We start from the raw sequence: 24,231 nt of genomic DNA, 5'->3' as shown, positions 1-24,231 counted from the left end.
AAATTCCACCACCCTCTACCGTACTCTAGCTTGCCAGTTTTGGATGCAGTTCCCAGGTTGAGCCCGGGGCTTTCACATCCAACTTAACAAACCACCTACGCGCGCTTTACGCCCAGTAATTCCGATTAACGCTTGCACCCTCTGTATTACCGCGGCTGCTGGCACAGAGTTAGCCGGTGCTTATTCTGTCGGTAACGTCAAAACACTAACGTATTAGGTTAATGCCCTTCCTCCCAACTTAAAGTGCTTTACAATCCGAAGACCTTCTTCACACACGCGGCATGGCTGGATCAGGCTTTCGCCCATTGTCCAATATTCCCCACTGCTGCCTCCCGTAGGAGTCTGGACCGTGTCTCAGTTCCAGTGTGACTGATCATCCTCTCAGACCAGTTACGGATCGTCGCCTTGGTGAGCCATTACCTCACCAACTAGCTAATCCGACCTAGGCTCATCTGATAGCGCAAGGCCCGAAGGTCCCCTGCTTTCTCCCGTAGGACGTATGCGGTATTAGCGTTCCTTTCGAAACGTTGCCCCCCACTACCAGGCAGATTCCTAGGCATTACTCACCCGTCCGCCGCTGAATCGAAGAGCAAGCTCTTCTCATCCGCTCGACTTGCATGTGTTAGGCCTGCCGCCAGCGTTCAATCTGAGCCATGATCAAACTCTTCAGTTCAATACTGCTTGGGTTTTTAAGAAACCCTAAACTTGGCTCAGCAATCTCAAATGACTATGTGATTTCTCGCATGGTCACTTGTGATGCTGATAATCTTTTTGACTATCAGTCCATACTCACAAGCACCCACACGAATTGCTTGATTCGATTTGTTAAAGAGCGCTTGGTTAAGAGCTTTTCGTCTCAACCGAGGCGCGCATTCTACGCTTTCCTCAGAGTCTGTCAAGCGTTTATTTTGAAGTTTTTTACATCCACTTTCTTTCGAAAGCTAACAACTTCAAACACTTACCGCTTGCCTCGAAGCGTTTGTCGCTGCGAGGAGGCGAATAATACGCGCTTTGAAATTAGAGTCAACACCTTGATCTAAAAAACTTTCCAAGCGTGTTTAGTACCCACCTCGCAACTAATGAAAGCGCAGCGGATCTGTAATGAATCCCCCCCCACGGAGCGTAGTGGCCATGAGCGATGCGCAAAACGAGAAAACCCCGGGCTTGTCTGCAGATGAAGAGCAGGAAGTCAGCCACAACCAGCCGCCGCGGGCGGCAGTGCTGCACGAGATCATCCGCTACCAGGGCGACCAGGAGCTGGAGCGTACGCTCGCCGCGCTGTGGTGGTCGGCGCTGGCCGCCGGCTTGTCCATGGGGCTGTCGATGATGGCCATGGGGCTGTTTTACGCCCGCCTGCCGGACGGTGACAGTGCGCAGGTGATTGCCAGCATCGGCTACAGCGCCGGTTTTCTCGCTGTTATCCTGGCACGCCAGCAACTGTTTACCGAAAACACCCTCACCGCCGTGCTGCCAGTGATGACCTCCCCGACCCTGGCCAACTTCGGCCGCCTGTTGCGCCTGTGGGGCGTGGTGTTGCTCGGCAACCTGGCCGGTACCCTACTGGTTGCCTGGGTGATGCTGGAGCTGCCGATCTTTGACAGCAAGACGGATGTGGCCTTCCTCGAGATCGGCCGCAAGGTCATGAAGAACGACATCAGCCAGATGTTTGCCAAAGGCATCGTCTCGGGCTGGATGATCGCCACCATGGTCTGGATGATTCCATCCATGGAGCACGCCAAGATCTGGATCATCCTGCTGATCACCTACCTGATGGCCCTTGGCGACTTCACCCATATAGTAGTGGGTTCAGTCGAGGTGTCTTATCTGGTCTGGGCCGGCGACGAGACCTGGCGCAGTTTCTTGCTGCAATTCGCCTTGCCTACCCTGGCCGGCAATATTATTGGTGGCAGCTTGATCTTCGGCCTGATCAGCCATGCTCAGGTACGCAGTGACAGCGGCAAGCCGCCCTCGCAATTATTGAAAGACCACGAAGCCAGGCCAGCGCGCAGCAGGGACGACAAGCATTGAAGCTTGGCGTGCCGCTGCCGGACCCGCAGAATCTGCGCCGGCAGCATGTGCCTGCAATACCCCAAGCAACAGAAAAGCCTTCGTGCTACCTGCCGGGGATCGGATCTACCGTGAATTGGCTTGCAAGGTCATTTTTCGCCGATGAAACAGTGTTCAACAATATTCACGTGAGTTATGCGATAAACGGTATACCGGCAGAAGAATGACAACATGATGGAAAACAGCAGCGGCAAAGGCCTTTCATTCGTCAAGCGCATCTACCTGCCGCGCATTATAGGCATGGGCATTGGCCTGCTCAGCGTCATGGCTGGCATGGCGCCGCTGGCGCCGCCTGCGTGGATATGGGGGCTGATGCTGGTCAACGGGCTGCTGTGGCCGCACGTGGCTTACTTTTGGGCCACCCGCTCGCCAGCCCCTTACCAGGCGGAACAGCGCAACTTGCTGCTTGATTCACTGATGGGCGGATTCTGGACCGCCGCCATGCACTTCAATCCCTTGCCGAGCGTGACCGTGCTATCGATGATGACCATGAACAACGTTGCTGCCGGGGGCAAGCGGCTGGTCGTGCGCGGGGCAATGGCCCAACTGGCCGGCATGCTTGTCGCCGTTCTGGTCCTCGGCCCCGGCCTGCAGCTGCATGCAACGCCCCTGCAAGTTTATGCTTGCCTCCCTATGCTGACGCTGTACCCGCTTGCCCTGGGCTGGGTGTGCTACCAGCTGGCGATCAAGCTGGCCGACCACAAACGCCGGCTGAGCGCGCTCAGCCTGACCGACAGTCTGACCGGCCTGCTCAACCATGGTGCCTGGAAAGACCTGCTGCTGCTGAAGTTCCAGGCCTGTAGACAACAACAGGGGCAGGCGGTCATAGCCCTGATCGACATCGACCATTTCAAGACTATCAACGACACCTTCGGCCACGTGGTCGGCGATTGTGTACTGCGTCAGCTCAGTGCCGAACTACGGCGAAATTTGCGCGAGGGCGACCAGGCCGGGCGGTACGGCGGAGACGAGTTTTGCGTGATCCTGCCGGACACAAGCCAAGCCCAGGCCTGCCAAGCCATGGAGCGCCTGCGCGAACGGGTCGCCAACTACCGTAATCCGCAGTTGCCGCACCTGCGCATCAGCCTCAGCATCGGCCTGTCAGCATTCCAGGCTGGCCTGCAATCACCGGAACACTGGCTGGAACAGGCGGACAAGGCACTGTACACCGCCAAGCACGCAGGCCGTGACCAAGTCAATTTTGCCCGCAGCGAGGCTGCCACGCTCAGGCTGGCCTATCCTGATTGAACCCCCTGCCTGACTGCCCGGCGGGAGGCTGCTTGAAGGAGCTGCTCGCGCATGGCCAGGACCGCCAACCTTCCACCCGCAAGCCCTACGCCGCGCTTTCAGGTGCGCCACCTGATTGCCGGTTTCAGCACGGTGTACGGCCTGGCCTGCCTGGTCATCCTCGGCGCCCTGTTCAATATCGCGACCACGCTCGACAAGCAGGAGCGCCAGCGTAGCGCGTTCCATGCGACGCAGGCGCTGGAACAACGTCTGCTGGCCTCACGCCAGTTTCTGTCCAGCTACGCCGTATGGGATGCGGCCTTCGAGCACCTGGCAGGCCACGCCGACTGGCATTGGGCCTACGAGGAGAAGAATGTAGGTGAATCGTTGTACAGCGCCAGCGGCTACGAAGGGGTGTTCGTGGTGGAAAACGACCGTACCACCTACGCCTTGTTCAAAGGCCAGCCCACCCAGGCAGGCGCCAACACCTATATAGACGCAACGCTCCAGCCGATCCTCGACCAGGCCCGTGCAGCCGCAATTCCCCGCGAGCAGATAACCCGTTTCGTGCTGTTCAATGGCTGGCCGGCGGTACTCAGTGCCGCAGCCATACGCCCGGACCGCGACGTCACCGACAGTGAGGTAAGCCAGGCACCCGTGATGCTGTTCGTCGACCAGTTGACCGAAGAAAAACTGGCACAACTGGGCAAAGGTGCCGGGCTGACCCGCATGCATGTGGAAAAGGAAGATATGCAGCAGCATGACCACCTGCGTATCGACCTGGGTGACACCGGCTATCACCTGTCCTGGAGCAGCCCACTGCCGGGGCACCAATTGCTGTGGGCGGTAATGCCAGCCCTGTTGAGCGCGCTGCTGATACTTGGCCTGATCATGCTTTACCTGTTCCGCCTGACCTTGCGCAGCTCGCGGGCGATCGGCCTGACGCTTTCGCACTTGCAGCAGAGCAACCAGGCCCTGGAGGCTAGCGAACAGCGTTTTCGCGCAGTGGCCGAGTCGGCATCCGACTGGATCTGGGAAACTGACCGGCAACAGCGCCTGACATACCTGTCACAGCGCTTTGCCAATGTTACCGGCTACGCGGTGGACGATTGGCTGGGGCACCCGCTCAACCAGTTGCTGGCCTGCGATACCACCCCGCTCTCACCCTGGCTGGACGCCCTGGCCAACGCAGACCCCGAGCAACTGGCCAACCTGCGCTGTACTTACCGCGACCAGAATGGCCAGAACCGCTACTGCAGGATTTCGGCCCGCGCCATCTGGCATGACGACACACCCATCGGTTTTCGTGGCACCGCCAGTGACATCACCGACGAAGTCGACGCCCACGCGCGCATCCAGCACCTGTCGCTGCACGACCCTCTCACTGGGCTGGCCAACCGCAACAAGCTCGCCAGGCACCTGGAGCAGGCCCTGCTGCGGGGCAATGACTCGCCGCCACTGTCACTGCTGTTGCTGGATCTGGACAACTTCAAGCCGATCAACGACTCCCTCGGCCATGCCGCCGGGGATGCCGTGCTGCAGGAAGTGGCGACGCGCCTGCGCGACACCACCCGCGATGGCGACCTGGTCGCACGCCTGGGTGGCGACGAGTTCATTCTGGTCCTCAGCGGCATGGACAACCGCAGCGAAGTCGACCGCTTCTGCGCACGCCTGATCGACCTGCTGCAGCACCCCATCACCTTCGACAGCCAACTGCTGCACGTCGGCGTCAGTATCGGCGTGGCACAGACCCGCACCCAGGGTTTCGATGCCGGCGAACTGATCCGCTGCGCCGACATCGCCCTGTACCAGGCCAAGGCCGATGGCAAGAATACCTGGCGCTACTTCGCCGCCGAAATGAACCAGCAGATCCAGTACCGTCGCCAGTTGGAAAACGACTTGCGCCGGGCATTGCGCAACCAGGAGTTCGAGCTGCACTACCAGCCACGCTACCGCCTCAGCGACCGACGCATCGTCGCGGTCGAAGCCTTGCTGCGCTGGCAACACCCACAGGAAGGGTTGCTGGGGCCGGATACCTTCATCCCGCTGGCCGAGCAAAGCGACATCATCGTCGCGCTGGGCCGCTGGGTGCTGCGCGAAGCCTGCCGCACTGCCCACGACTGGCCCGCCGACATTCTGGTTTCGGTGAACCTGTCGCCTGCGCAGTTCCTGCGCAGCGACGTGGTCGCCGACGTACGCGAGGTCCTGCTGGACACCAGCTTCCCGGCCCAGCGCCTGGAACTGGAAATTACCGAAAACGTGATGCTCAACGACATCGAGGGCGCGCTAGGCACCATGCTGTCACTCAAAGAGCTTGGCGTGCGCCTGAATATGGACGATTTCGGCACCGGCTACTCGTCGCTGGGTTATCTGCGTACCTACCCGTTCGACAGCATCAAGATCGACAAACGCTTCATCAATGGCCTGAACAGCAGCGGCGGTAGAGACCGCGCCGTGGTCCAGGCCATCATCAACCTGGGTGATGCGATGGGGTTGACGGTAACTGCCGAGGGCGTAGAGAGCGAACAGCAGCTCAAGGCACTGGAGAAAGACCGCTGCCATGAGGTGCAGGGCTTTTACATGAGCCGGCCGCTGGACAGTGCCGGGGTGGCGGCGTTGTTGCACCAGACATCCCATAGCACTGCAAAGCCCTTGTAGGAGCAGCCTTGTGCTGCTCCTATAAGGGCCGGGTTTATTGCTGCACGGTGCGTTCGGCCACGATGTCTGGCAGATCCCGGCGGCGCAGGTAGGCGCGCAGTGGCTCAGCAATGTTCAGGCGGTCATCCACATGCTGCTCCAGCAGCAGCGCCAGCCGCTCACGGCAAAGCGCCATGCGCTGCCCTTGCTCGGGACGCCAGACAAACTCGCTGCAGGGGGTAATGCTGTCGTCGGCCACGTCCATGCCGAACGAGTCCTCGGAAAACCGCACGATATGAACGCCGCGCTTGCCATGAAAACCGACAAAACCTTTGAGCTGGTCGGCGGCGTTGCAGATGTCCTGGGAAGTGATGGCCATGACGTAACCTCGCAATGAAATCGAAAGATACGCACGCCTGGCGGAATCGGTCGCCTCTACCGGGCAACTCGCAAACGGCAGCCTAACGCAAGTGGCAGGCCGTTCGCCAAGGGTTTTCGTGCTTACCCCGCACGCCTTTACCTGCGGCCGGCACCTGGCTCAATGTTCACTTGGTGCAGGGTCGACCTGCGACGCCAGCACCGCCGCCAGCCACTGCATGAACGCTTGAACCCGGCGCGGCACGTGCCGTTGCCGGGCGTACAGCAGTGACACCGGCATGGCCGGGGCCTGCCAGTCTTCCAGTAGCGAAACCAGCTCGCCTCGCTGCAAATGCTCGGCCACACCCACCGCCGGTACCTGGATCAACCCCAGCCCGGCCAGGCAGGCCGCCGAGTACGCCTCGGCGTTGTTGACCGTAACCACACCAGCCATGGCCTGGTATTGCAGCTCACCACCTTGCAGGTATTCGAAACCGGCACTGCGCGCCCCCAAGGTACGCACGTAGTGCACCAGTTGGTGCCCGGCCAGTTCCTGGGGCGTCTGCGGCACGCCGTAGCGGGCCAGGTAGGCGGGGCTCGCACAGTTGCGCATGCTCAGTTGCCCGACCGGCCGCGCCACCACATCCAGATCATGCAGGGCACCTATGCGCATCACGCAGTCAAACCCCTCGCGCAGCAAATCAACCTGGCGGTCAGTGCAACTGAGCTCCACCTCCAGCCGCGGAAAGCGCTGCAGAAACTGCGGCAACGCCGGGATGATGACCCGCCGCGCCATCATGGTCGGCAGGTCGATGCGCAGGCGCCCGGCCAGCTCGGCATCGTCGGCGCTGAACAGGCTCTCGATCTCATCCATGCCTGACAGCAGGTCCTTGCTACGCTCGTACAGCAAGGCGCCATCCTGGGTCGCCTGCACCCTGCGGGTAGTACGGTTGAACAGCTGCGTACCCAGCAAGCGCTCCAGTGCCTTTACCTGCTCTGACACGGTCGAGCGTGGCAGCCTCAGGCTCTCGGCAGCCAGGGTGAAGCTGCTGACCTCACTCACCCGCACGAAGGTGCGCAACAACTCCAGCTTGTTCATTTGGGCCTCGGCTATCCGGTTCTGTCGAACAGTATTTCCATTTTTACCGGATTTAACAGCCTCGAGCCGACCAATAAGCTGACCACATCCACCCAGCCTGAGGCTTTGAACATGACGCGCAAAATTGCCCTGATCACTGGCGCCAGCCGCGGCCTTGGCCGTAACGCTGCCGAACACCTGGCCGCACGCGGTATCGATGTAATTGGCACTTACCACAGCAAGGCGGACGAAGCCCAGGCCGTAGTTGCCCGACTGGAGCAGGCCGGGGCGAAAGCGGCCATGCTGCAACTCGACGTCAGCGACAGCAGCAGTTTTGCCAGCTTCGCCGAGCGCCTTGGCAGCACCCTGCAGCAGCACTTTGGCCGCGAGCGTTTTGACTTTCTGGTGAACAATGCCGGGATCGGGCTGAATGTGCCGTACGTCGAAACCAGCGAGGCGCAGTTCGACCAGTTGCTGAATATTCAGCTGAAAGGACCCTTTTTCCTCACCCAGCGCCTGCTGCCCCTGTTGGTCGACAATGGCCGTATCGTCAACATTTCTACCGGCCTGGCACGCTTTGCGCTGCCGGGGTATGCCGCCTATGCCGCGATGAAGGGCGCAATGGAGGTGCTGACCCGCTACCAGGCCAAGGAACTGGGCGCGCGTGGCATTCGCGTGAACATTCTGGCGCCGGGGGCGATCGAGACCGATTTTGGCGGCGGCGTGGTGCGGGATAACCAGCAGGTGAATGAATACATTGCCGGCAATACGGCGCTGGGCCGCGTGGGCTTGCCGGATGACATCGGGGCAGCGATTGCGCTGTTGCTGGAAGACGGCAATGGCTGGATTACCGGGCAACGGCTGGAAGTGTCGGGCGGCATGTTCCTATGAGCCTCACGGCACGCTAGGCGATGCGCCGTACCTGTAGGAGCAGCCTTGCGCTGCGAAGAGGCCGGCATGGCCAACACAACTACATTGCCGGTACTGGCCTCTTCGCAGCACCAGGCTGCTCCTACAGGTTAACAAGGCAGCACCATCACTGCTCGCCCCGGTCCTCATGCACCTGCACGCTCGCGGTCATGCCTGCACTCAGCGTCACCCCTTCCGGCACCTGGTCCAGGCGAATCCTTACGGGTATGCGCTGGGCCAACCGCACCCAGTTGAAAGTAGGCTCCACCTCCGGCAGCAACTGGCTGTCGGGGTTACTGTTGCGGTCGGTGATGCCGCGGCTGATTGCGGATTCCACGCCATTCGGACACTCAGCCCACGCTGATCCGGACACCTGTTCCACGCTCATTCGGACAGGCAGTCGGAGCGCAGCGACGCAGGGGTGGCATTGTTAGTCCGGGTTGGCTGGCGTCGTCAATTTCTGCGTCCGTTTGCGCATTGATTCACCCTTCAGATTGATCCGATAAGCGTTGTGCACCAGGCGGTCGAGGATGGCATCGGCCAGGGTCGGATCGCCGATCAGTTCGTGCCAGTTGTCCACCGGCATCTGGCTGGTGACGATGGTCGAGCGCTGGCCGTAACGGTCGTCCAGTAGCTCCAGCATGTCGCGCCGTTGCTCGCCGGTGAACGGGGCCAGGCCCCAGTCGTCGAGGATCAGCAGGTCGGTCTTGGCGTAGCTGCTCATCAGCTTGGCGAAGCGGCCGTCGCCATGGGCCAGACCCAGTTCTTCCAGCAAACGTGGCAGGCGCAGGTAGCGCACGCTGTAGCCCTCCCGGCAGGCCTGGTGGGCCAGGGCGCAGGCCAGCCAGGTTTTACCGACACCGGTGGGGCCGCCGATGATCAGGTTGAGGCCGTCGCGCAGCCACTGACCACTGCTCAGTTGCAGGATCAGCGCCTTATCCAGTCCGCGCGGGCTGCGGTAGTCGATGTCTTCGAGGCAGGCGTTGTGCTTGAGCCGGGCCTGGCGCAGGCGGCTGCTCAGGCGCTTGTCATCGCGTTCGGTCAGCTCGCGGTCGACCAGCAGGCCGAGGCGTTCTTCGAAGCTCAGGCTGTCGATGTCCGGGGTTTTCAGTTGTTCATTCAGCGCCTTGAGCATGCCGTGCAGGCGCAGGGTTTGCAGCTTGTCCAGGGTCGGATGGGGCAGCATGGTGGGATTCCTTGGGGTCAGTGGTAGTAGGCGGATCCGCGCAGGTTGGCGTGGTCGTCCGGTAGTAGCGGCAGGTTGGTTTGAGCTAGCGGCAGGTTTTCCAGCCCCTGGCGCAGGATCGATTCGAGGCTCTTGTAGCTGCACGTGCCGAGGCTGATGGCGCGACGGCAGGCCAACTCCAGACGCGCCTCACCGTGGGTTTTACCCAGGCGCAGGATGCCCAGGCAGGCCCGGTAGCCCTGCTGCGGATGGATGCGCCGTTCGAGGATGTGCCGGATCACGCCGGCGGTGTTCGGCCCGGTCTGCTCGGCCCAGCGGATCAGCCGTTGCGGCGTCCACTCGGCATGCTCGCGATGGCTCTTGGGCATGTGCTCGGCCTGCGTGCTGTGCCTGCCCTTGTGCATTGAGCGCAGGTGGCTGGCCACTCGCTGGTTGGCGTGGAAAAACTCGACGGTGCGCGCCGTCAGGCGCACCTCCAGCTGCTTCTTCACCAGTTGATACGGCACCGAGTAGTAATGCCCATCGACCTCGACGTGGTAGTCGATGTGCACCCGCGCCTTCTTCCACTCGGCGTAGACGTAGGGTTGCTCCGGCAGGGGGCGCAGCGCCGGACGATCCAGGCTGTCGAAGGCCGACTGCCGGGAGCCCGGCAGCTTCTTGAACGGGCGTTGGTTGAGCCGCTCCAGCAGCCCGGCGATGGCCGTGTTGAGTTCATCCAGGGAGAAGAACTGCCGATTCCTCAGTGCGGCGAGGATCCAACGCTCGACCACCTGCACGCCGACTTCGGCCTTGGCCTTGTCGCGCGGTTTGCGTGCCCGCGCCGGCACCACCGCCACGCCATAGTGCTCGGCCAGATCGCGGTAGCTCGGGTTGATGTCCGGCTCGTAGCGGTGACTCTTGCTCACCGCGCTGCGCAGGTTGTCCGGCACCACGATCTCCGGCACGCCGCCGAGGAAGGCGAAGCAGCGGGCATGGGAGCCTAGCCAGTCCGGCAGCTGCTGCGACCAGGTGGCTTCGGCGAAGGTGTAGCTGGACGCGCCGAGCACCGCGACGAACACCTGCGCCTGGCGGATCTCGCCGCTGTGGCGATCGATAACCGGCACCGTCTGGCCGGCATAGTCGACGAACAGCTTCTCGCCGACGCGGTGCTCCTGACGCATCACCACGTCCAACTTGCCCTGCCAGGCTCGGTAGTGCTCACAGAACCAGCTGTACTGAAAGCCCTGAGGCTGGCTCAGGCGGTACTCCTGCCAGAGCAGCGCCAGGGTCACCCCGGGGCGGCGCAGTTCGGCATGCACCCATGCCCAATCGGGTAAAGGCCGCTTCTCACTGGCAACCGCCGGGGCCGGCGGGAACAGTTGCTGCTCCAACTCGGCATCGGACAACGAACAGGGCCAGGTGAGGCCGCTGGCGGCAAAACGGCAGAGGTAATCACCGGCACTGCTGTGGCCAATGCCCAGGCTGCGGGCGATCTTGCGCACGGACAGGCCGCAGTCGAACTTGAGGCGTAACACCTCTCGGATTTTACGCATGGATAAACGCTCCACAACGACCTCTCTGCTTCGAAAAAGAGATCGATGGTAGTGAATAAATCCTGCGTGGCTGCCTGCCAGAAAAGTGTCCGGATGACCGTGGAGTCGGTGTCCGGATGCTCGTGGAATGAGTGTCCGGATCAGCGTGGAATCACTGTCCGGATGCGCGTGGAATGGGTGTCCGAGTCAGCGTGGAATCCGCAGGCTGATGCTTTCCACATGCCCTTGCATGGGTTCGCCGGCGCCCATCAGCCAGACTTTCACCGTGTCTCCCACACGAATACGCGGCAGCTTGGTTTCTTCGAAATAGGCCTGGATATAAAAGGTTGAATCGTCCACCAGGGCCATGACCGATTCCCCGGTGTTCACGTAGTTGCCCTCGGCCAGACGCAGGTTGGTGATATGCCCGCTGCGCGGCGCGCGCACTTCACTGCGCGCCAGGTTGATCTTGGCAACCTGCAACTGCGCTTCGGCCTCATGCAGTTCACCGCGCGCGATAGCAGCATTGATCTGGGCGTTTTCACGCAACTCGGCACTGATCGCCTCTGGCCCCAGGGCGGTGCGCCGGGCGGCCTCACGCTCGCGCAAGCGCAGTTGCTGGGCGCGGGTCTCAGTCACCGCACGTGCCTGGTCGAAGGCAGCCTGAAAGCGCTCGCGGTCGATGTTCATCAACAGGTCACCCGCCTTGACCTGCTGGTTGTCATGGACTTTGAGCTCACGTACCCACCCGGACACGTCAGGGGCAATCACCACCACATCGGCACGCACACGGGCATCGCGGGTCCAGGGCGTAAGCATGTAGTACTGCCACAGCTGGTAGCCGGCCAACACGGCCAAAGCCACCACACACAGCGTCACCAGGGTACGTACGGCCGCACGCATTGAAACACTCCTTTATAAAGCTCCCAGCAGCCTCACCACCAGGAACAACACACAAACGAACAGCGCTGCGTCGAACAACGCTTCATGCCAGATCCAGCGCCCCAACGGCGTCGCCTGCACCACCAGGCGCAGCACGCCGGTGAGCAGCAGGGCCAGCAACACATAAAGCAGAAACGGGCTGAGCAGCACGCCGCCCACTTCCCATTCATGCAACCCCATAGGCGTCCTCCTGCCAGCGGCACCATTTGCCCCAGCTTTTCTGCAATTGCAGCACCGCACCTTCGGCCAGCCGCAGCGGGTCACTGGCAGGCAGCCGGCGCAAGGCGGCTATGAATTGTTCACTGGCAGCGTCCAGGCGATGCCCGCGCCCGGCGCCCGGCCCTTTGGCCAGTACCGCCTCTACCTGCTGCAAATACTCGCGCTCGGCGCGCCCCAAGGGGGCTTGGGCGACCGCCAGGCACATACGCAGATGCACCAGTTCATCACCGATATCCAACCCATGCAGGCCGTCATCCCAGCGCTTGCGCTCGCTTTCGGGCAGCTCGCCAGCCTGCCGGGCCAGTTGCATCAGGCGGTCGGCCATGCGCCCGCCAAACCAGCTGTCGGCACCGCGCAGGTCGCGCCGGGTCAGGCGCACCAGGTCGCTCTGGGTGGCTGCCCGCAGGCGCCGGCCCAGCCAGGCCGGGTGGCGGAACACCAGCAAACGGAAGGCCATTACCGCTGCCGACACCCCTACCAGCATCGCCAGCGCACTGTTTAGCATGGTCGCCACACCAAACTGCATGACGTTGAGCGGGGACACCAGCACAATGAAGTGCAGGCAATAAGACGTTGCAGTGGCCCCGGTACGTGGGTGGGCCATGCCCAATGCGCCGAGAAACAACGGCACGCCCATGCCCAGGCAAAGCATGGCAAAGCTGCTCCATTGCGGCAGCAGGATCTGCCCCACCAGAAACGCCGCGGGTATCGCCAGGAAGATGCCGCGCAGGAAGCTCAGGCCAATCTGCGCGCCGTTCTCGCGGCTGGCGAACAGGCTGCAGACCACGCAGGTCAACACCAGGCCACCCGGCGCCGAAGGCCACGCCGTCGCCAGCCAGAAGCCGCTCATCACCAGAAAGGCCAGTGCGCTGCGTGAACCGAACAGCAATGCCAGGGACCAGTCGCGGTGCACGGCCAGGCCCTGCGACACATCCTTGGGCGCCCTGCCCGCCTCCACATCCTCCAGCGCCTGGCTGGCGGCCATGGCGTAATCCAGCAACAAGGCCATGCGCGCCAGGCAGAAGTGCTCCGCCGAACTGATCTGGTCATCATGGGCCGCATCCCAGATGCGCTGGCGCAGCAGTAACAGGCTGGGCCGGTCGGGCTCGAGCAGCAGCGCGCGCACCTCGTCCAGCCAATGTGCCAAGTGCGCTGCCTCACGCTCATCCAGATGCTGCCACTGCCGCCGCACCGAGCGCGAGATCCGCAACAGCACCATCAGCTTCTGGCTCAGGCCACGGATCGCGCGGGCTCGCTGGCGACCGCGATTGCCTTCGAACCAGGCATGTTCACGCTGGCTGTCGATAGCAACGATACGCCCCAGGCTCTCCAGCAAGCCTTTGCGTGCCTCGTCTGCCCCGCCAAGCATGGCGCTGGCAGCCTGCAGGCCGTTCTGCCATGCCTGTCGGGCCTGCCCGGCCAATTGCTGCTCCACCCGCATTGGCCAGAGCAACGCACTGCTTGCAGTGGCGCAGAAAATGCCCAGGCAGATCTCGGTACAGCGCGCCACAGCCTGGTCAAAGACCTGCAGCGGGTGGTCGATGGCCGGCAAGGCAATAATCGCGGCAGTGTAGCCAGCCAGCACGAAGGCATAGGCCCAGGCGCTGCGCAGTTGGGTCGAGGCCGCAGTGCACAAGGCCAGCCACAGGGCGAGGGTAAACAGGAACAGCCCAGGGGTCTGGGCGAACAGGCCGATGAACACCACGGACATCACGGTACCGACCAAGGTGCCGGCCAACCGCGCCAGGCCTTTCTGCACCACCATCCCTGACAGCGGCTGGGCGACGATGAAGGCGGTCATCAGTGCCCAGGACGGTTGCTCCAGGCCCCAGCGCATTGCCAGCCACAACGCCAGACCGCCACCGAGCAGGGTCTTGACGGCGAATTTGAGGGCGAGGCTGCTGGGGGCGAACAGGGCCTGAAAGGTGATGGGCACTAGGCGGACCTTGCGAGGGATGGTCGTACTGAAAAGATAGACAATGGTGAGCAGGATAAAGCTCAAACGATTAATTAGCTAGCTAATCATCTTTATTGGGACATTGGTAAGCCTGTGCTGCGAAAGAGCCGGCACCGGCAACACTTAAATCGCAGGCAAAAAAATGGGCGACCGAAGTCGCCCTAAATGCCTTGCGTGCTCGTGTACCGGGAAGGTCAGCGCGGCTTGCGCTTTTTCGAGTCCTTCCAGATGAAAATGCCCAGACCGGCAAAGAAGGCCACCATCAACCCGACCGTTACCACACCGGCGATAACCACGTTGTCGAAGAACATGCGGGCCTCCCCATTCGTTTGCCGTTGTCCGATGGGTGCACGTTAACCAATGTGGGGATGGAGAAAATTGACCAGGGTCAATGGTGCCCGGGGCCGGGCACGCGAGGCGGGTGCAGGGTTGACCTGCGTCAAGTTTCAGCGCTTCTTCGGTTTGCCCTTGGGCTTCTTTTTCTTGCTGGTGCTCAACGGCAGAGCCTGCTCGAACGCGTTGCGCATTTCGTTCAGGCGCTTTTCCTTGAGGTCGTGGACACGCTTGGCGCGTTCGGCATCAAAATCGATGAGGTTGTCTTGGCTCATGGGTGGGCTCGGCGATCAACTGAGGCTTGCATGATGAAGCCAGGCGCAGGCGCTGACCAGCCCTGCGTCAGACTTCGATGTCCACCAGCAGCCCCTGGCGCACGTGCTCGTCCATCAGTGGCGCGACCGGCACGGTGTTGTCGGCATTGACCTCGTCACCTGGCAAGGCACTGTAGCGGTCCTGGCCGCCCTGCTTGCCACGTTGCTGCTGGCGACGCTGCTCATCGCGCAGCAACAACGCCTGCGCCTGCGGGTCGCGCTGTTGCTTGAGATCGATGGCACTTTCGCCGGACGCAGGCTGCGTCGGTACCACCGGCTTGATGTCCGGGGTCGGCTTGACCGGGTCCTGTTGCGAGGTCACCGGGGCGGCACTGAGCGGAATGATTGGCGGCAGCATGGACGTTCTCCTATGCCCCCTGTATCGGCAGGCGCGAGTTTACCTTGATGTCATGGACAACAATTACTCGGCTTCGTCGTCAAGGTCGTCGTCGCCTGGCGGGCCGGCTTCGCTCCACGGCCGCTTGTAAACCTGCTGCCAGACGGCATCCATGTGATCGCGAAGCACCTGTGGCGCGGTTTTGAGCGAGGCACTGTCATTGCGCTCACCGCCAATCGGCTCTTCACCCGCCGGGCTGATCAGCGACTGGCCAGTGATGGTGTAGCTGGCCTGCCCTTCACGCATTTCGATGGCGATGTCGTGCGGGTCGATGCCGCCACCACAGAAGGCATGGCTGGCCACCGTAACCTCGGCGATACCGTCCTTGTTCAGGTCGCCGACATCGCTGACGTCGGTATAGAAGTCCACGTCCAGGTCCAGGCCAGGGCAAGTGGTTTCCTGCTCGATCTGCCAGCGTGCCTTGAATGCATCGCTTTCGGCAGTACGCCCGTACAAGGTGGCCTTGAGTACCACTTTGTCCACTTCCTGTTCGCTTTCCGGGTCGCTGGCCTGGCCATCGCTGCGGCTCAACACCAACAGGCCTTCACCGTCGCGGTCACGAAAATGCACGCTCTTGATCGGCGTCTGCACGCCGAGTACTTCAAGCTGTTCCATCGGGATGGCGGGCAAGGCCTCGAAGTTTTTCTGTTCGCAGGCGCTCAGCAGCAGCAAGCTGCCCACGGCCATGGAAGCGCTGATCCAGCGGTGGTTGGCAGGCATGTTGGTCCGGGGCCCTCGTCAGCTGCACGGTGCGAGGCGATGAAACGGCTAGACTGACTTACTTCCTGTTGTGGTTCGGCATCTTTCGGTGCGTTCGCACTTTGGTCTGACCGGCCGATCCGTTAACATAATCGGCTTTTTCATCGCGGGAGTTCAGGCAGTATGGCGCAGCAGTATCAACCGGGGCAACGCTGGATCAGCGACAGCGAAGCAGAGCTCGGCCTGGGTACCATCCTGGCGCAGGATGGCCGCCTGTTGACCGTGCTCTACCCGGCCACTGGCGACACGCGCCAGTATTCCCTGCGCAACGCGCCGCTGACCCGCGTGCGCTTCTCGCCAGGTGACCAGATCACCCACTTCGAGGGCTGGAAGCTGACCGTGCGCGAGGTCGATGACATCGACGGGCTGATGGTCTACCACGGTCTGGACGGGCAAAACCAGCCGCGTACCCTGCCAGAAACCCAGCTGTCGAACTTCATTCAGTTCCGCCTGGCCAGCGACCGGCTGTTCGCCGGCCAGATCGACCCACTGTCGTGGTTCAGCCTGCGCTACAACACCCTGCAGCACACCAGCAAGCAGATGCAGTCAGCGCTGTGGGGCCTGGGCGGCTGCCGCGCGCAACCGATCGCCCACCAGTTGCACATTGCTCGCGAAGTCGCCGACCGCAGCGCCCCGCGGGTATTGCTGGCCGACGAAGTGGGCCTGGGTAAAACCATCGAAGCCGGCCTGGTGATTCATCGCCAGCTGCTGTCAGGCCGCGCCAGCCGCGTGCTGATCCTGGTGCCGGAAAACTTGCAGCACCAGTGGCTGGTGGAAATGCGCCGCCGCTTCAACCTGCAGGTAGCCCTGTTCGATGCCGAACGCTTTATCGAAAGCGACGCCAGCAACCCGTTCGAAGATGCCCAGCTTGCGCTGGTTGCACTGGAATGGCTGGTCGACGACGAAAAGGCCCAGGACGCACTGTTTGCTGCTGGCTGGGACCTGATGGTAGTCGACGAGGCCCACCACCTGGTCTGGCACGAAGATCAGGTCAGTGCCGAATACGGCCTGGTCGAGCAACTGGCCCAGGTGATCCCGGGCGTGCTGCTGCTCACCGCCACCCCCGAGCAACTTGGCCAGGACAGCCACTTCGCGCGCCTGCGCCTGCTCGACCCCAACCGTTTCCACGACCTGGCGGCCTTCCGCGCCGAGAGCGAGAATTACCGCCCAGTGGCTGAAGCCGTGCAGGAACTGCTCGACGAAGGCCGCCTGTCGCCCGAGGCCCACGCCACCATCCAGGGCTTCCTGGGTGCCGAAGGCGAAGCCCTGCTGGCGGCAGTCAGCGGCGGCGACAGCCAGGCCAGCGCACGCCTGATCCGCGAACTGCTGGACCGCCACGGCACCGGTCGCGTCCTGTTCCGTAACACCCGTGCGGCGATCCAGGGCTTCCCTGAGCGCCAGCTGCACCCTTACCCGCTGGCCACACCTGAGCAATACCGCGACCTGCCTGCTGGCGAGCACGCCGAGCTGTACCCGGAAGTTGCCTTCCAGGCCCAGGGCGATGTGGCTGACGACGAGCGCTGGTGGCGTTTCGACCCACGCGTCGACTGGCTGATCGACACGCTGAAGATGCTCAAGCGCACCAAGGTATTGGTGATCTGCGCTCACGCCGAAACCGCCATGGACCTTGAAGACGCCCTGCGCGTGCGCTCCGGCATTCCGGCGTCGGTGTTCCATGAAGGCATGAACATCCTCGAACGCGATCGCGCCGCCGCCTACTTCGCCGACGAAGAGTTCGGTGCGCAAGTGCTTATCTGCTCGGAGATCGGCAGCGAAGGCCGCAACTTCCAGTTCGCCCACCACTTGGTGATGTTCGACCTGCCCGCGCACCCAGACCTGCTCGAACAGCGCATCGGCCGCCTTGACCGGATCGGCCAGAAGCACACCATCCAGCTGCACATCCCGTACCTGCAAGGCAGCCCGCAAGAGCGCCTGTTCCAGTGGTACCACGAGGGCCTTAACGCCTTCCTCAACACCTGCCCCACCGGCAACGCCCTTCAGCACCAGTTCGGCCCGCGCCTGCTGCCGTTGCTTGAAGGTGGCGAGAGCAAGGCCTGGGATACCCTGGTGGCCGACGCCCGCAGTGAGCGCGAGCGCCTGGAAGCCGAACTGCACACTGGCCGCGACCGCCTGCTGGAGCTCAACTCCGGCGGTGCCGGCGAAGGCCAGGCGCTGGTCGAGGCCATTCTCGAGCAGGACGACCAGTTTGCCCTGCCGATCTACATGGAAACCCTGTTCGACGCCTTCGGCATCGACAGCGAAGACCATTCCGAGAACGCACTGATCCTCAAGCCGAGCGAAAAGATGCTCGATGCCAGCTTCCCGCTGGGCGACGACGAAGGCGTGACCATCACCTACGACCGTGCCCAGGCGCTGTCGCGTGAGGACATGCAGTTCCTCACCTGGGAGCACCCGATGGTGCAGGGCGGCATGGACCTGGTGCTGTCCGGTTCGATGGGCAACACCGCCGTGGCACTGATCAAGAACAAGGCACTCAAGCCGGGCACCGTACTGCTCGAATTGCTGTTCGTCAGCGAGGTGGTGGCACCGCGCAGCCTGCAACTGGGCCGCTACCTGCCGCCGGCGGCACTGCGCTGCCTGCTCGACGCCAACGGCAACGACCTGGCCGCCCGCGTGGCCTTCGAAACCCTCAACGAGCAGCTCGAAAGCGTACCGCGCGCCAGCGCCAACAAGTTTGTCCAGGCCCAGCGTGACGTGCTGGCCAAGCGCATCAGTGGCGGTGAAGAGAAGATCATGCCCACTCACGTCGAGCGCGTAGCCGAAGCCCAGCGCCGCCTGGCGGCTGAGGCCGACGAAGAGCTGGCTCGCCTGGTGGCACTGCAAGCGGTCAACCCAAGCGTGCGCGACAGCGAGATCGACGCGCTGCGCAAGCAGCGCGAAGAGGGTCTGGCGATGCTGGACAAGGCTGCCTTGCGCCTGGAAGCCATTCGCGTACTGGTAGCTGGCTGATCTGACACGCACGCTGGTGGCCTGACCACCATCTGTAGGCGCAGCCTTGTGCTGCGAAGAGGCCGTATGCCCCACAAGATTATTGTGAGGCATACGGCCTCTTCGCAGCACAAGGCTGCGCCTACACCTATATGTCCCTTTTATGCCTGCTGGCGATTGGGTTGATAACCAAATCGTAGAAATCAAACTGCCATTATTCAGGAAGGCTTAAACACCTCTTCCTATACTGCCTCTGGACAGTCTGCACAGGGCTGTAGCGCAGACGAGTGAAAACTCGATCATGGGGCAATCAATGGAATGGCTGGGGCTGCAACTGTTCGCCGACCTTCCGGCATTCGGGCACATCGTTATCGATTGCCGCCATGAACCGTTTCTGGTCCTGCTCGCCTACTTCGTTGCCTGCGCGGCTTGCTTCGCGACCCTGGACATGGCCGAGCGCCAGTCCCACAGCGAAGACCCCACTGCCCACCGACAATGGCACATGCTTGGCGCCTGCTGCCTGGCCGGTGGCATCTGGGCCATGCACTTCATCAGCATGCTGGCCTTCCAGGCACCGATAGAGGTGCACTACGACGTTTCCCTGACCATTCTTTCGCTACTCATCGCCCTGGCCGTCGCCTGGGTGACCATGCGCAGCCTCGACCGCAGCCAGATGCGCGTGCAGCACTTCCTGCAAAGCGCCGTACTGATCGGCATGGGCATTATCCTGATGCACTTTGTCGGCATGGCTGCGATGGACACCGGCGCCCAGCAGTATTACCAGACTGGCCTGCTGCTGGCCTCTGCCACCATTGCCCTGCTCACCGGCCTGGCTGCGTTATACCTGGCCCGGTACTTCAGCAATGGCAGCGGCACCCTGCACCAGGCAATGAAGTACGGCGCCAGTCTGCTGATGGCCGGTGGCATCGTCGCCACCCATTTCACCGCGATGTCGGCCATGACCCTGGTGATCCCGCCCGACACCGCGCTGCGCCTGCCCTCCGCCGACAACAGCCTGCAACTGGGGTTGGGCATCGGCTTCATCACCCTGCTGATCAGTGGCGCCAGCATCAGCGCCGCACTGGCCGACAAGAAGCTGCAGAGCAAGGAGCACGATCTGCGCCGGGTCAACGTGCTGCTCAGCCAACTGGACCAGGCCCGCGCATCGCTGCAGCAGGCCGCGCACTACGATGCCCTGACCAACCTGGTCAACCGCCGTGGCTTCAACCAGGTATTCGAAGAGCGCCTGGCCGAACACCACGCCACTGAAAACCGCCTGGCAGTCATGTTCCTCGACATCGACCACTTCAAGCGCATCAACGACAGCCTTGGCCACGACGCTGGAGACGAACTGCTCAAGGTGATCGCCAGCCACATCAAGGCCGCCACCCGCCATCAGGACCTGGTCGCACGCCTGGGCGGCGACGAGTTCTGCGTGGTCACCAGCCTCAGCAACTGCGACGAAGCGCGCCACCTGGCACAACGCATCATGCAACGGATGAAAGAACCCATCGACCTGGGTGGTCGGCGCATGGTCATGACCACCAGTATTGGCATCAGCATCTTCCCCGACGACGGCACCAGCGCCGAAGAACTGCTCAAACATGCCGACCTGGCCCTTTACCAGTCCAAGGACAGTGGGCGTAACGGCCTGCACTTTTTCAACGAAACCCTGAAAAACCAGGCATCCCTCGCCTTGCAACTCGAAGAAGAACTGCGCATCGCCCTGCTCGAAGAACGTGGGTTGTGCGTGCATTACCAACCCATCTTCGACATGCGCAGCGGGCAGGTGGCCAAGCTCGAGGCCCTGGTGCGCTGGCATCACCCGCAGCACGGCTTGCTGGGGCCCGACCGTTTCATCGGCATTGCCGAAGCCAATGGTCTGATCATCGACCTTGACCTCTGGGTAATGCGCCACGCCTGTGCCGACCTGGCACACCTGCACCGCCACGGTTATGGCGATATCAAGGTGACGGTCAATTGCTCGGCAGTAACCTTGAGCCACGACGAGCTGCCCAACGAAGTGGAGAAAGCGCTGTTCCACACAGGGCTCGCACCCCGGCACCTGGAGCTGGAAGTGACCGAAAATGCCCTGATGGGCGATATCCAGCGTACCGTCAACCTGCTCAAGCGCGTTCGTGCCTTGGGCGTGGCGCTGTCAATCGACGACTTCGGCACTGGCTACTCGTCACTGGCCTACCTCAAGCGCCTGCCGCTGGACGTACTGAAGATCGATCGCAGCTTCCTGCAGGATGTGCCGGGCAGCCAGAAGGATCGCGAGATCGTCCAGGCGATAATCGTCATGGCGCATACCCTGCACTTGCAGGTCGTCAGCGAAGGCGTGGAAACCGCCGAACAGCAGGCTTTCCTTCAAGACCATGGCTGTGACTATCTGCAGGGCTACCTGCTGGGCCGCCCGGTACCGCTGGCCGAGCTACGGCCACTACTGGAGCGGCTGCAGCGCCAAAGCCAGGTACTCATCCCTTGTTGCGGTAAAGTTCTACAAGGGTCGCCGGATCTTTTTGCAAGTAACCCTGGCTACCGTGCAGGCGCATCAATTGCGCGGCGAGGCCGCTGAGCGGCGTCGCCGCCCCCTGCTCACGGGAAAACTTCACTGCGCCATCGAGGTCCTTGAGCAGCGTGCGCACGTGCCACTTGATCGGCTCGAAGCGGCTTTCAGCCATTTGCGGTGCAAGGATCTGCAGCGGCTTGGAATCAGCAAAACCACCGGCCAGCGCTTCGGCGATCAGCGTCGCGTCCACCCCGGATTGCTCGGCCAACGCCACCACTTCGGCAATGACCAGGGCATTGCATGCCACGATCATCTGATTGCAGGCCTTGGTCACCTGCCCCGCCCCCACCGCCCCCATGTGCGTCACACGCTGACCCAGCACCTGCAGCACTGGCCGTGCACGTTCCAGGTCGGCCGCTTCACCGCCAACCATGATCGCCAGGGTACCGGCCTCGGCACCTGGCGTGCCGCCGGACACCGGAGCATCCAGCCAGGCCATGCCACACAGTACCGCGAGCTCGGCGGCCATTTCACGGGTGGCGGTGGGTTCCAGGCTGGAGAAATCGATCAGCAACTGGCCGCTGCGCCCACCCTGGGCAATCCCTTGCTCGCCGAACACCACCTCACGCACCACGGCCGTATCGGCCAGGCACAGCAATACCATATCGCTGCCCTGGCACAGTTCGGCAGGGCTGTTGGCCAGGCGCGCGCCGGCGGCGACCAGCGCGGCGCACTTGTCCGGGCTGCGGTTCCACACGGTCAGCGGGTAGCCAGCCGCTAACAGGCGTCGACACATGGGCAGGCCCATCAGGCCGATGCCGGCAAATCCAAGCGAAGGCAATGCAGTGCTCATGAATGACTCCTGACTATTCGAATTGTTTTCCAGGCTGGCCAGAACGGTGGGCATATTACGCATCCCGTAAACTGTTACCGCCACGCCGAATTGTTACTTACCTCTACCCGCCTTGAACGCCTTCGAGCACCAAAACGGAGCTGCTGCGCATTTTTGCGCACCAAAAAAGATCACGCCTCAACCGGACGCTTCACCTGGATCACGATGAACGGCGAAACCACCACCGCCCAGATCTCTGGATCGCGGCTTTGCAGGTCCAGCGCCTGCTCGGCCGACACCGGCCCAACGGTGCCATCACTACGCCACTTGGCGAAGATTTCGCCGCGATTCTCGGCCATTGCCTCGGCAACGGTGATCAGGTCCAAGCTGGGGTCGACCCAAATCAGGTCACCCTTGGCCCAGAAACGCTCCAGCGCTTTCCACTCGATGATTGCTGTCTCGCCAAGCAATTTGGCATAGAGGGTGCTTGTTTGATCAGTCATGGGTGGTATCCGCAAAAATCGGCCAATAAAAAAGGTCGGCATTTTTGCAGAAAAACCCGGTTTCAAATATGTAATTTGGTCGATTGACCCCGAACTTGTGGGGCGGGGTCGCAGATACAGGCAATTTGATGGCGCCTTTTTGTATCTTTCTGTCGAACAAGCGACAACCCAGGAAACAGGCACTTTTTGAACGCTTTTCAAGCGCTCGAACAGCGCTCTACACTGTACCGGTACAGTTCCGGGACATGTTCCGGGGGAAGGTGGGCTTGCGCGTTGGCATGGCCACGCCGCAAATCCCGCCCGGTCTGTAGCCCTGGCCGCCAGGACTATAAGAATTACAACAGAATGAGTGGAGCACTATGATCAAGATTTCCAAGCTGTTCGCCGCAATGGTACTGGCCGGGGTAGCCAGCCATTCGTTTGCCGCCGATACCATCAAGATCGGCATCGCCGGTCCCAAGACGGGTCCTGTGACCCAGTACGGCGACATGCAGTTCATCGGCGCCAATCAAGCCATCAAGGATATCAACGCCGCGGGCGGCGTCGATGGCAAGATGCTCGAAGCCAAGGAATACGACGACGCATGCGACCCTAAACAGGCCGTGGCAATCGCCAACAAAGTGGTCAACGACGGCGTCAAGTTCGTCATCGGCCACCTGTGCTCCAGCTCTACCCAGCCTGCATCCGACATCTACGAAGACGAAGGCGTGATCATGATCACCCCGGCCGCCACCTCGCCGGAAATCACCGCCCGTGGCTACAAGCTGATCTTCCGCACCATTGGCCTGGACAGCGCCCAGGGCCCGGCCGCCGGCAACTACATCGCCGACCACGTCAAGCCGAAGGTCGTTGCCGTCCTGCACGACAAGCAACAGTACGGTGAAGGCATCGCCACCGCCGTCAAGCAGACCCTGGAAAGCAAGGGTACCAAGGTTGCCGTATTCGAAGGCCTGAACGCGGGTGACAAGGACTTCTCCTCGATCATCCAGAAGCTCAAGCAGAACAATGTCGACTTCGTGTACTACGGCGGCTACCACCCAGAGCTGGGTCTGATCCTGCGCCAGGCACAGGAAAAAGGCCTGAAAGCCAAGTTCATGGGCCCAGAGGGCGTGGGTAACGACTCGATCTCGCAGATCGCCCAGAACGCCTCCGAAGGCCTGCTGGTCACCCTGCCGAAGTCGTTCGATGCCGACCCGGAGAACAAGAAGATCGTCGACGCCATCAAGGCTGACGGCAAGGACCCAAGCGGTCCGTTCGTGTTCCCTGCCTACTCGGCTGTCGAGCTGATCGCACAAGGCATCAAGGCGGCCAAGTCCGAAGATACCGACAAAGTGGCAGCGGCCATCCATGCCGGCTCCTTCAAGACCCCTACCGGCACCCTGTCGTATGACGAGAAAGGCGACCTGAAAGACTTCAAGTTCGTGGTCTACGAATGGCACTTCGGCAAGCCGAAGACCGAAGTCTCCCCTCAGTAACTGCGTGACTAAATAGCTGACTTACGAGCCCACTGTGCGAGCAGTGGGCTTTGTTTTATGAGGTTCA

General features: G+C 61.9%; 20 protein-coding genes, 1 rRNA gene and 2 pseudogenes (1 of these 23 running past the window's edge). 8 read left to right on the top strand and 15 right to left on the bottom strand.

Annotation, left to right across the window (positions count from 1 at the left end; all coding sequences use genetic code 11):
- Nucleotides 1-673: ribosomal RNA gene (locus J3A71_RS06760) — 16S ribosomal RNA — on the bottom strand; it reaches 864 nt to the left of the window's first position.
- A gap of 458 nt (nt 674-1,131) precedes the next feature.
- Here J3A71_RS06760 and J3A71_RS06755 point away from each other — a divergent pair.
- The 4 genes from J3A71_RS06755 to J3A71_RS06740 are packed head-to-tail and all read left to right on the top strand — an operon-like array spanning nt 1,132 to nt 5,952.
- On the top strand, nt 1,132-2,028 hold the full coding sequence (locus tag J3A71_RS06755; RefSeq protein WP_016488707.1) for a formate/nitrite transporter family protein: 897 nt from the start codon (nt 1,132-1,134) through the stop codon (nt 2,026-2,028).
- Nucleotides 2,025-2,234 carry a hypothetical protein gene (locus J3A71_RS06750; RefSeq protein WP_145913757.1) on the top strand — a complete coding sequence of 70 codons (210 nt, stop codon included), beginning with the start codon at nt 2,025-2,027 and terminating at the stop codon, nt 2,232-2,234. Before J3A71_RS06755 ends, J3A71_RS06750 begins: the two co-directional genes overlap by 4 nt.
- Nucleotides 2,235-2,241: 7 nt before the next feature.
- Nucleotides 2,242-3,315, top strand: coding sequence for a diguanylate cyclase (locus J3A71_RS06745; RefSeq protein WP_024717439.1), 1,074 nt, complete (start codon nt 2,242-2,244; stop codon nt 3,313-3,315).
- A 51-nt stretch (nt 3,316-3,366) separates the two neighbouring features.
- A complete protein-coding gene (locus J3A71_RS06740) occupies nt 3,367-5,952 on the top strand; it encodes an EAL domain-containing protein (protein WP_096426681.1) in 2,586 nt (861 codons plus the stop codon).
- Between the two features lie 34 nt (nt 5,953-5,986).
- Here J3A71_RS06740 and J3A71_RS06735 read toward each other — a convergent pair whose 3' ends face one another.
- The gene (locus J3A71_RS06735) at nt 5,987-6,310 is read right to left on the bottom strand and encodes a DUF2025 family protein (RefSeq protein WP_023047378.1); all 324 of its coding nucleotides are present in this window, start codon (nt 6,308-6,310) and stop codon (nt 5,987-5,989) included.
- A 159-nt stretch (nt 6,311-6,469) separates the two neighbouring features.
- On the bottom strand, nt 6,470-7,387 hold the full coding sequence (locus tag J3A71_RS06730) for a LysR family transcriptional regulator (protein WP_060520066.1): 918 nt from the start codon (nt 7,385-7,387) through the stop codon (nt 6,470-6,472).
- Between the two features lie 111 nt (nt 7,388-7,498).
- Between J3A71_RS06730 and J3A71_RS06725 the strand changes: the two genes are divergently transcribed.
- Nucleotides 7,499-8,257, top strand: coding sequence for an SDR family oxidoreductase (locus J3A71_RS06725; protein ID WP_024717440.1), 759 nt, complete (start codon nt 7,499-7,501; stop codon nt 8,255-8,257).
- A 145-nt stretch (nt 8,258-8,402) separates the two neighbouring features.
- Here J3A71_RS06725 and J3A71_RS06720 read toward each other — a convergent pair.
- The 10 genes and pseudogenes from J3A71_RS06720 to J3A71_RS06680 form a co-directional block, all read right to left on the bottom strand.
- Nucleotides 8,403-8,603, bottom strand: a pseudogene (locus J3A71_RS06720) (HlyD family secretion protein); the annotation flags it as partial.
- A gap of 102 nt (nt 8,604-8,705) precedes the next feature.
- The gene (gene istB, locus J3A71_RS06715) at nt 8,706-9,461 is read right to left on the bottom strand and encodes an IS21-like element ISPpu7 family helper ATPase IstB (RefSeq protein ID WP_019437637.1); all 756 of its coding nucleotides are present in this window, start codon (nt 9,459-9,461) and stop codon (nt 8,706-8,708) included.
- Between the two features lie 17 nt (nt 9,462-9,478).
- Nucleotides 9,479-10,993 carry an IS21-like element ISPpu7 family transposase gene (gene istA / locus J3A71_RS06710; RefSeq protein WP_019437638.1) on the bottom strand — a complete coding sequence of 505 codons (1,515 nt, stop codon included), beginning with the start codon at nt 10,991-10,993 and terminating at the stop codon, nt 9,479-9,481.
- A gap of 204 nt (nt 10,994-11,197) precedes the next feature.
- Nucleotides 11,198-11,875, bottom strand: a pseudogene (locus J3A71_RS06705) (HlyD family secretion protein); the annotation flags it as partial.
- Between the two features lie 12 nt (nt 11,876-11,887).
- A complete protein-coding gene (locus J3A71_RS06700; protein WP_016488714.1) occupies nt 11,888-12,094 on the bottom strand; it encodes a DUF1656 domain-containing protein in 207 nt (68 codons plus the stop codon).
- On the bottom strand, nt 12,081-14,069 hold the full coding sequence (locus J3A71_RS06695; RefSeq protein WP_024717441.1) for an FUSC family protein: 1,989 nt from the start codon (nt 14,067-14,069) through the stop codon (nt 12,081-12,083). The genes J3A71_RS06700 and J3A71_RS06695 overlap by 14 nt, the downstream gene beginning before the upstream one ends.
- Before the next feature lie 215 nt (nt 14,070-14,284).
- On the bottom strand, nt 14,285-14,401 hold the full coding sequence (gene ccoM, locus J3A71_RS31655; RefSeq protein ID WP_016488716.1) for a cytochrome c oxidase subunit CcoM: 117 nt from the start codon (nt 14,399-14,401) through the stop codon (nt 14,285-14,287).
- Nucleotides 14,402-14,536: 135 nt separating this feature from the next.
- Nucleotides 14,537-14,698, bottom strand: coding sequence for a hypothetical protein (locus J3A71_RS06690; protein WP_003254864.1), 162 nt, complete (start codon nt 14,696-14,698; stop codon nt 14,537-14,539).
- Nucleotides 14,699-14,765: 67 nt separating this feature from the next.
- Nucleotides 14,766-15,095, bottom strand: a complete 330-nt coding sequence (locus J3A71_RS06685) for a hypothetical protein (RefSeq protein ID WP_016488718.1) — start codon at nt 15,093-15,095, stop codon at nt 14,766-14,768.
- Nucleotides 15,096-15,158: 63 nt separating this feature from the next.
- The gene (locus J3A71_RS06680) at nt 15,159-15,854 is read right to left on the bottom strand and encodes a hypothetical protein (protein ID WP_016488719.1); all 696 of its coding nucleotides are present in this window, start codon (nt 15,852-15,854) and stop codon (nt 15,159-15,161) included.
- Between the two features lie 162 nt (nt 15,855-16,016).
- On the opposite strand from J3A71_RS06680, the gene rapA reads away from it, so the two are divergent.
- Nucleotides 16,017-18,863, top strand: a complete 2,847-nt coding sequence (gene rapA, locus J3A71_RS06675) for an RNA polymerase-associated protein RapA (protein ID WP_096426682.1) — start codon at nt 16,017-16,019, stop codon at nt 18,861-18,863.
- A 292-nt stretch (nt 18,864-19,155) separates the two neighbouring features.
- Nucleotides 19,156-21,420: a bifunctional diguanylate cyclase/phosphodiesterase gene (locus tag J3A71_RS06670; RefSeq protein ID WP_016488721.1), complete on the top strand. Its 2,265-nt coding sequence runs from the start codon at nt 19,156-19,158 to the stop codon at nt 21,418-21,420.
- Here J3A71_RS06670 and J3A71_RS06665 read toward each other — a convergent pair.
- Nucleotides 21,320-22,207 (bottom strand): NAD(P)-dependent oxidoreductase, encoded by an 888-nt coding sequence (locus J3A71_RS06665; protein WP_023048581.1) that lies wholly within the window; start codon nt 22,205-22,207, stop codon nt 21,320-21,322. The two genes, J3A71_RS06670 and J3A71_RS06665, sit on opposite strands and share 101 nt — an antisense overlap.
- Before the next feature lie 170 nt (nt 22,208-22,377).
- Nucleotides 22,378-22,689: a DUF2288 domain-containing protein gene (locus J3A71_RS06660; RefSeq protein WP_016488723.1), complete on the bottom strand. Its 312-nt coding sequence runs from the start codon at nt 22,687-22,689 to the stop codon at nt 22,378-22,380.
- 359 nt (nt 22,690-23,048) lie between these two features.
- On the opposite strand from J3A71_RS06660, the gene J3A71_RS06655 reads away from it, so the two are divergent.
- Entirely contained in the window at nt 23,049-24,164 is a 1,116-nt protein-coding gene (locus tag J3A71_RS06655; protein WP_023048582.1) for a branched-chain amino acid ABC transporter substrate-binding protein, read from the top strand.
- The last annotated feature ends 67 nt before the right edge of the window (nt 24,165-24,231 follow it).

The organism is Pseudomonas sp. PvP089 (genome assembly GCF_017875165.1).
In the GTDB taxonomy this organism is placed as follows: Bacteria; Pseudomonadota; Gammaproteobacteria; order Pseudomonadales; family Pseudomonadaceae; genus Aquipseudomonas; species Aquipseudomonas fortuita.
The sequence above is the reverse complement of the archived record's forward strand: the minus strand, read 5'-3'. Positions and strand labels throughout refer to the sequence as shown.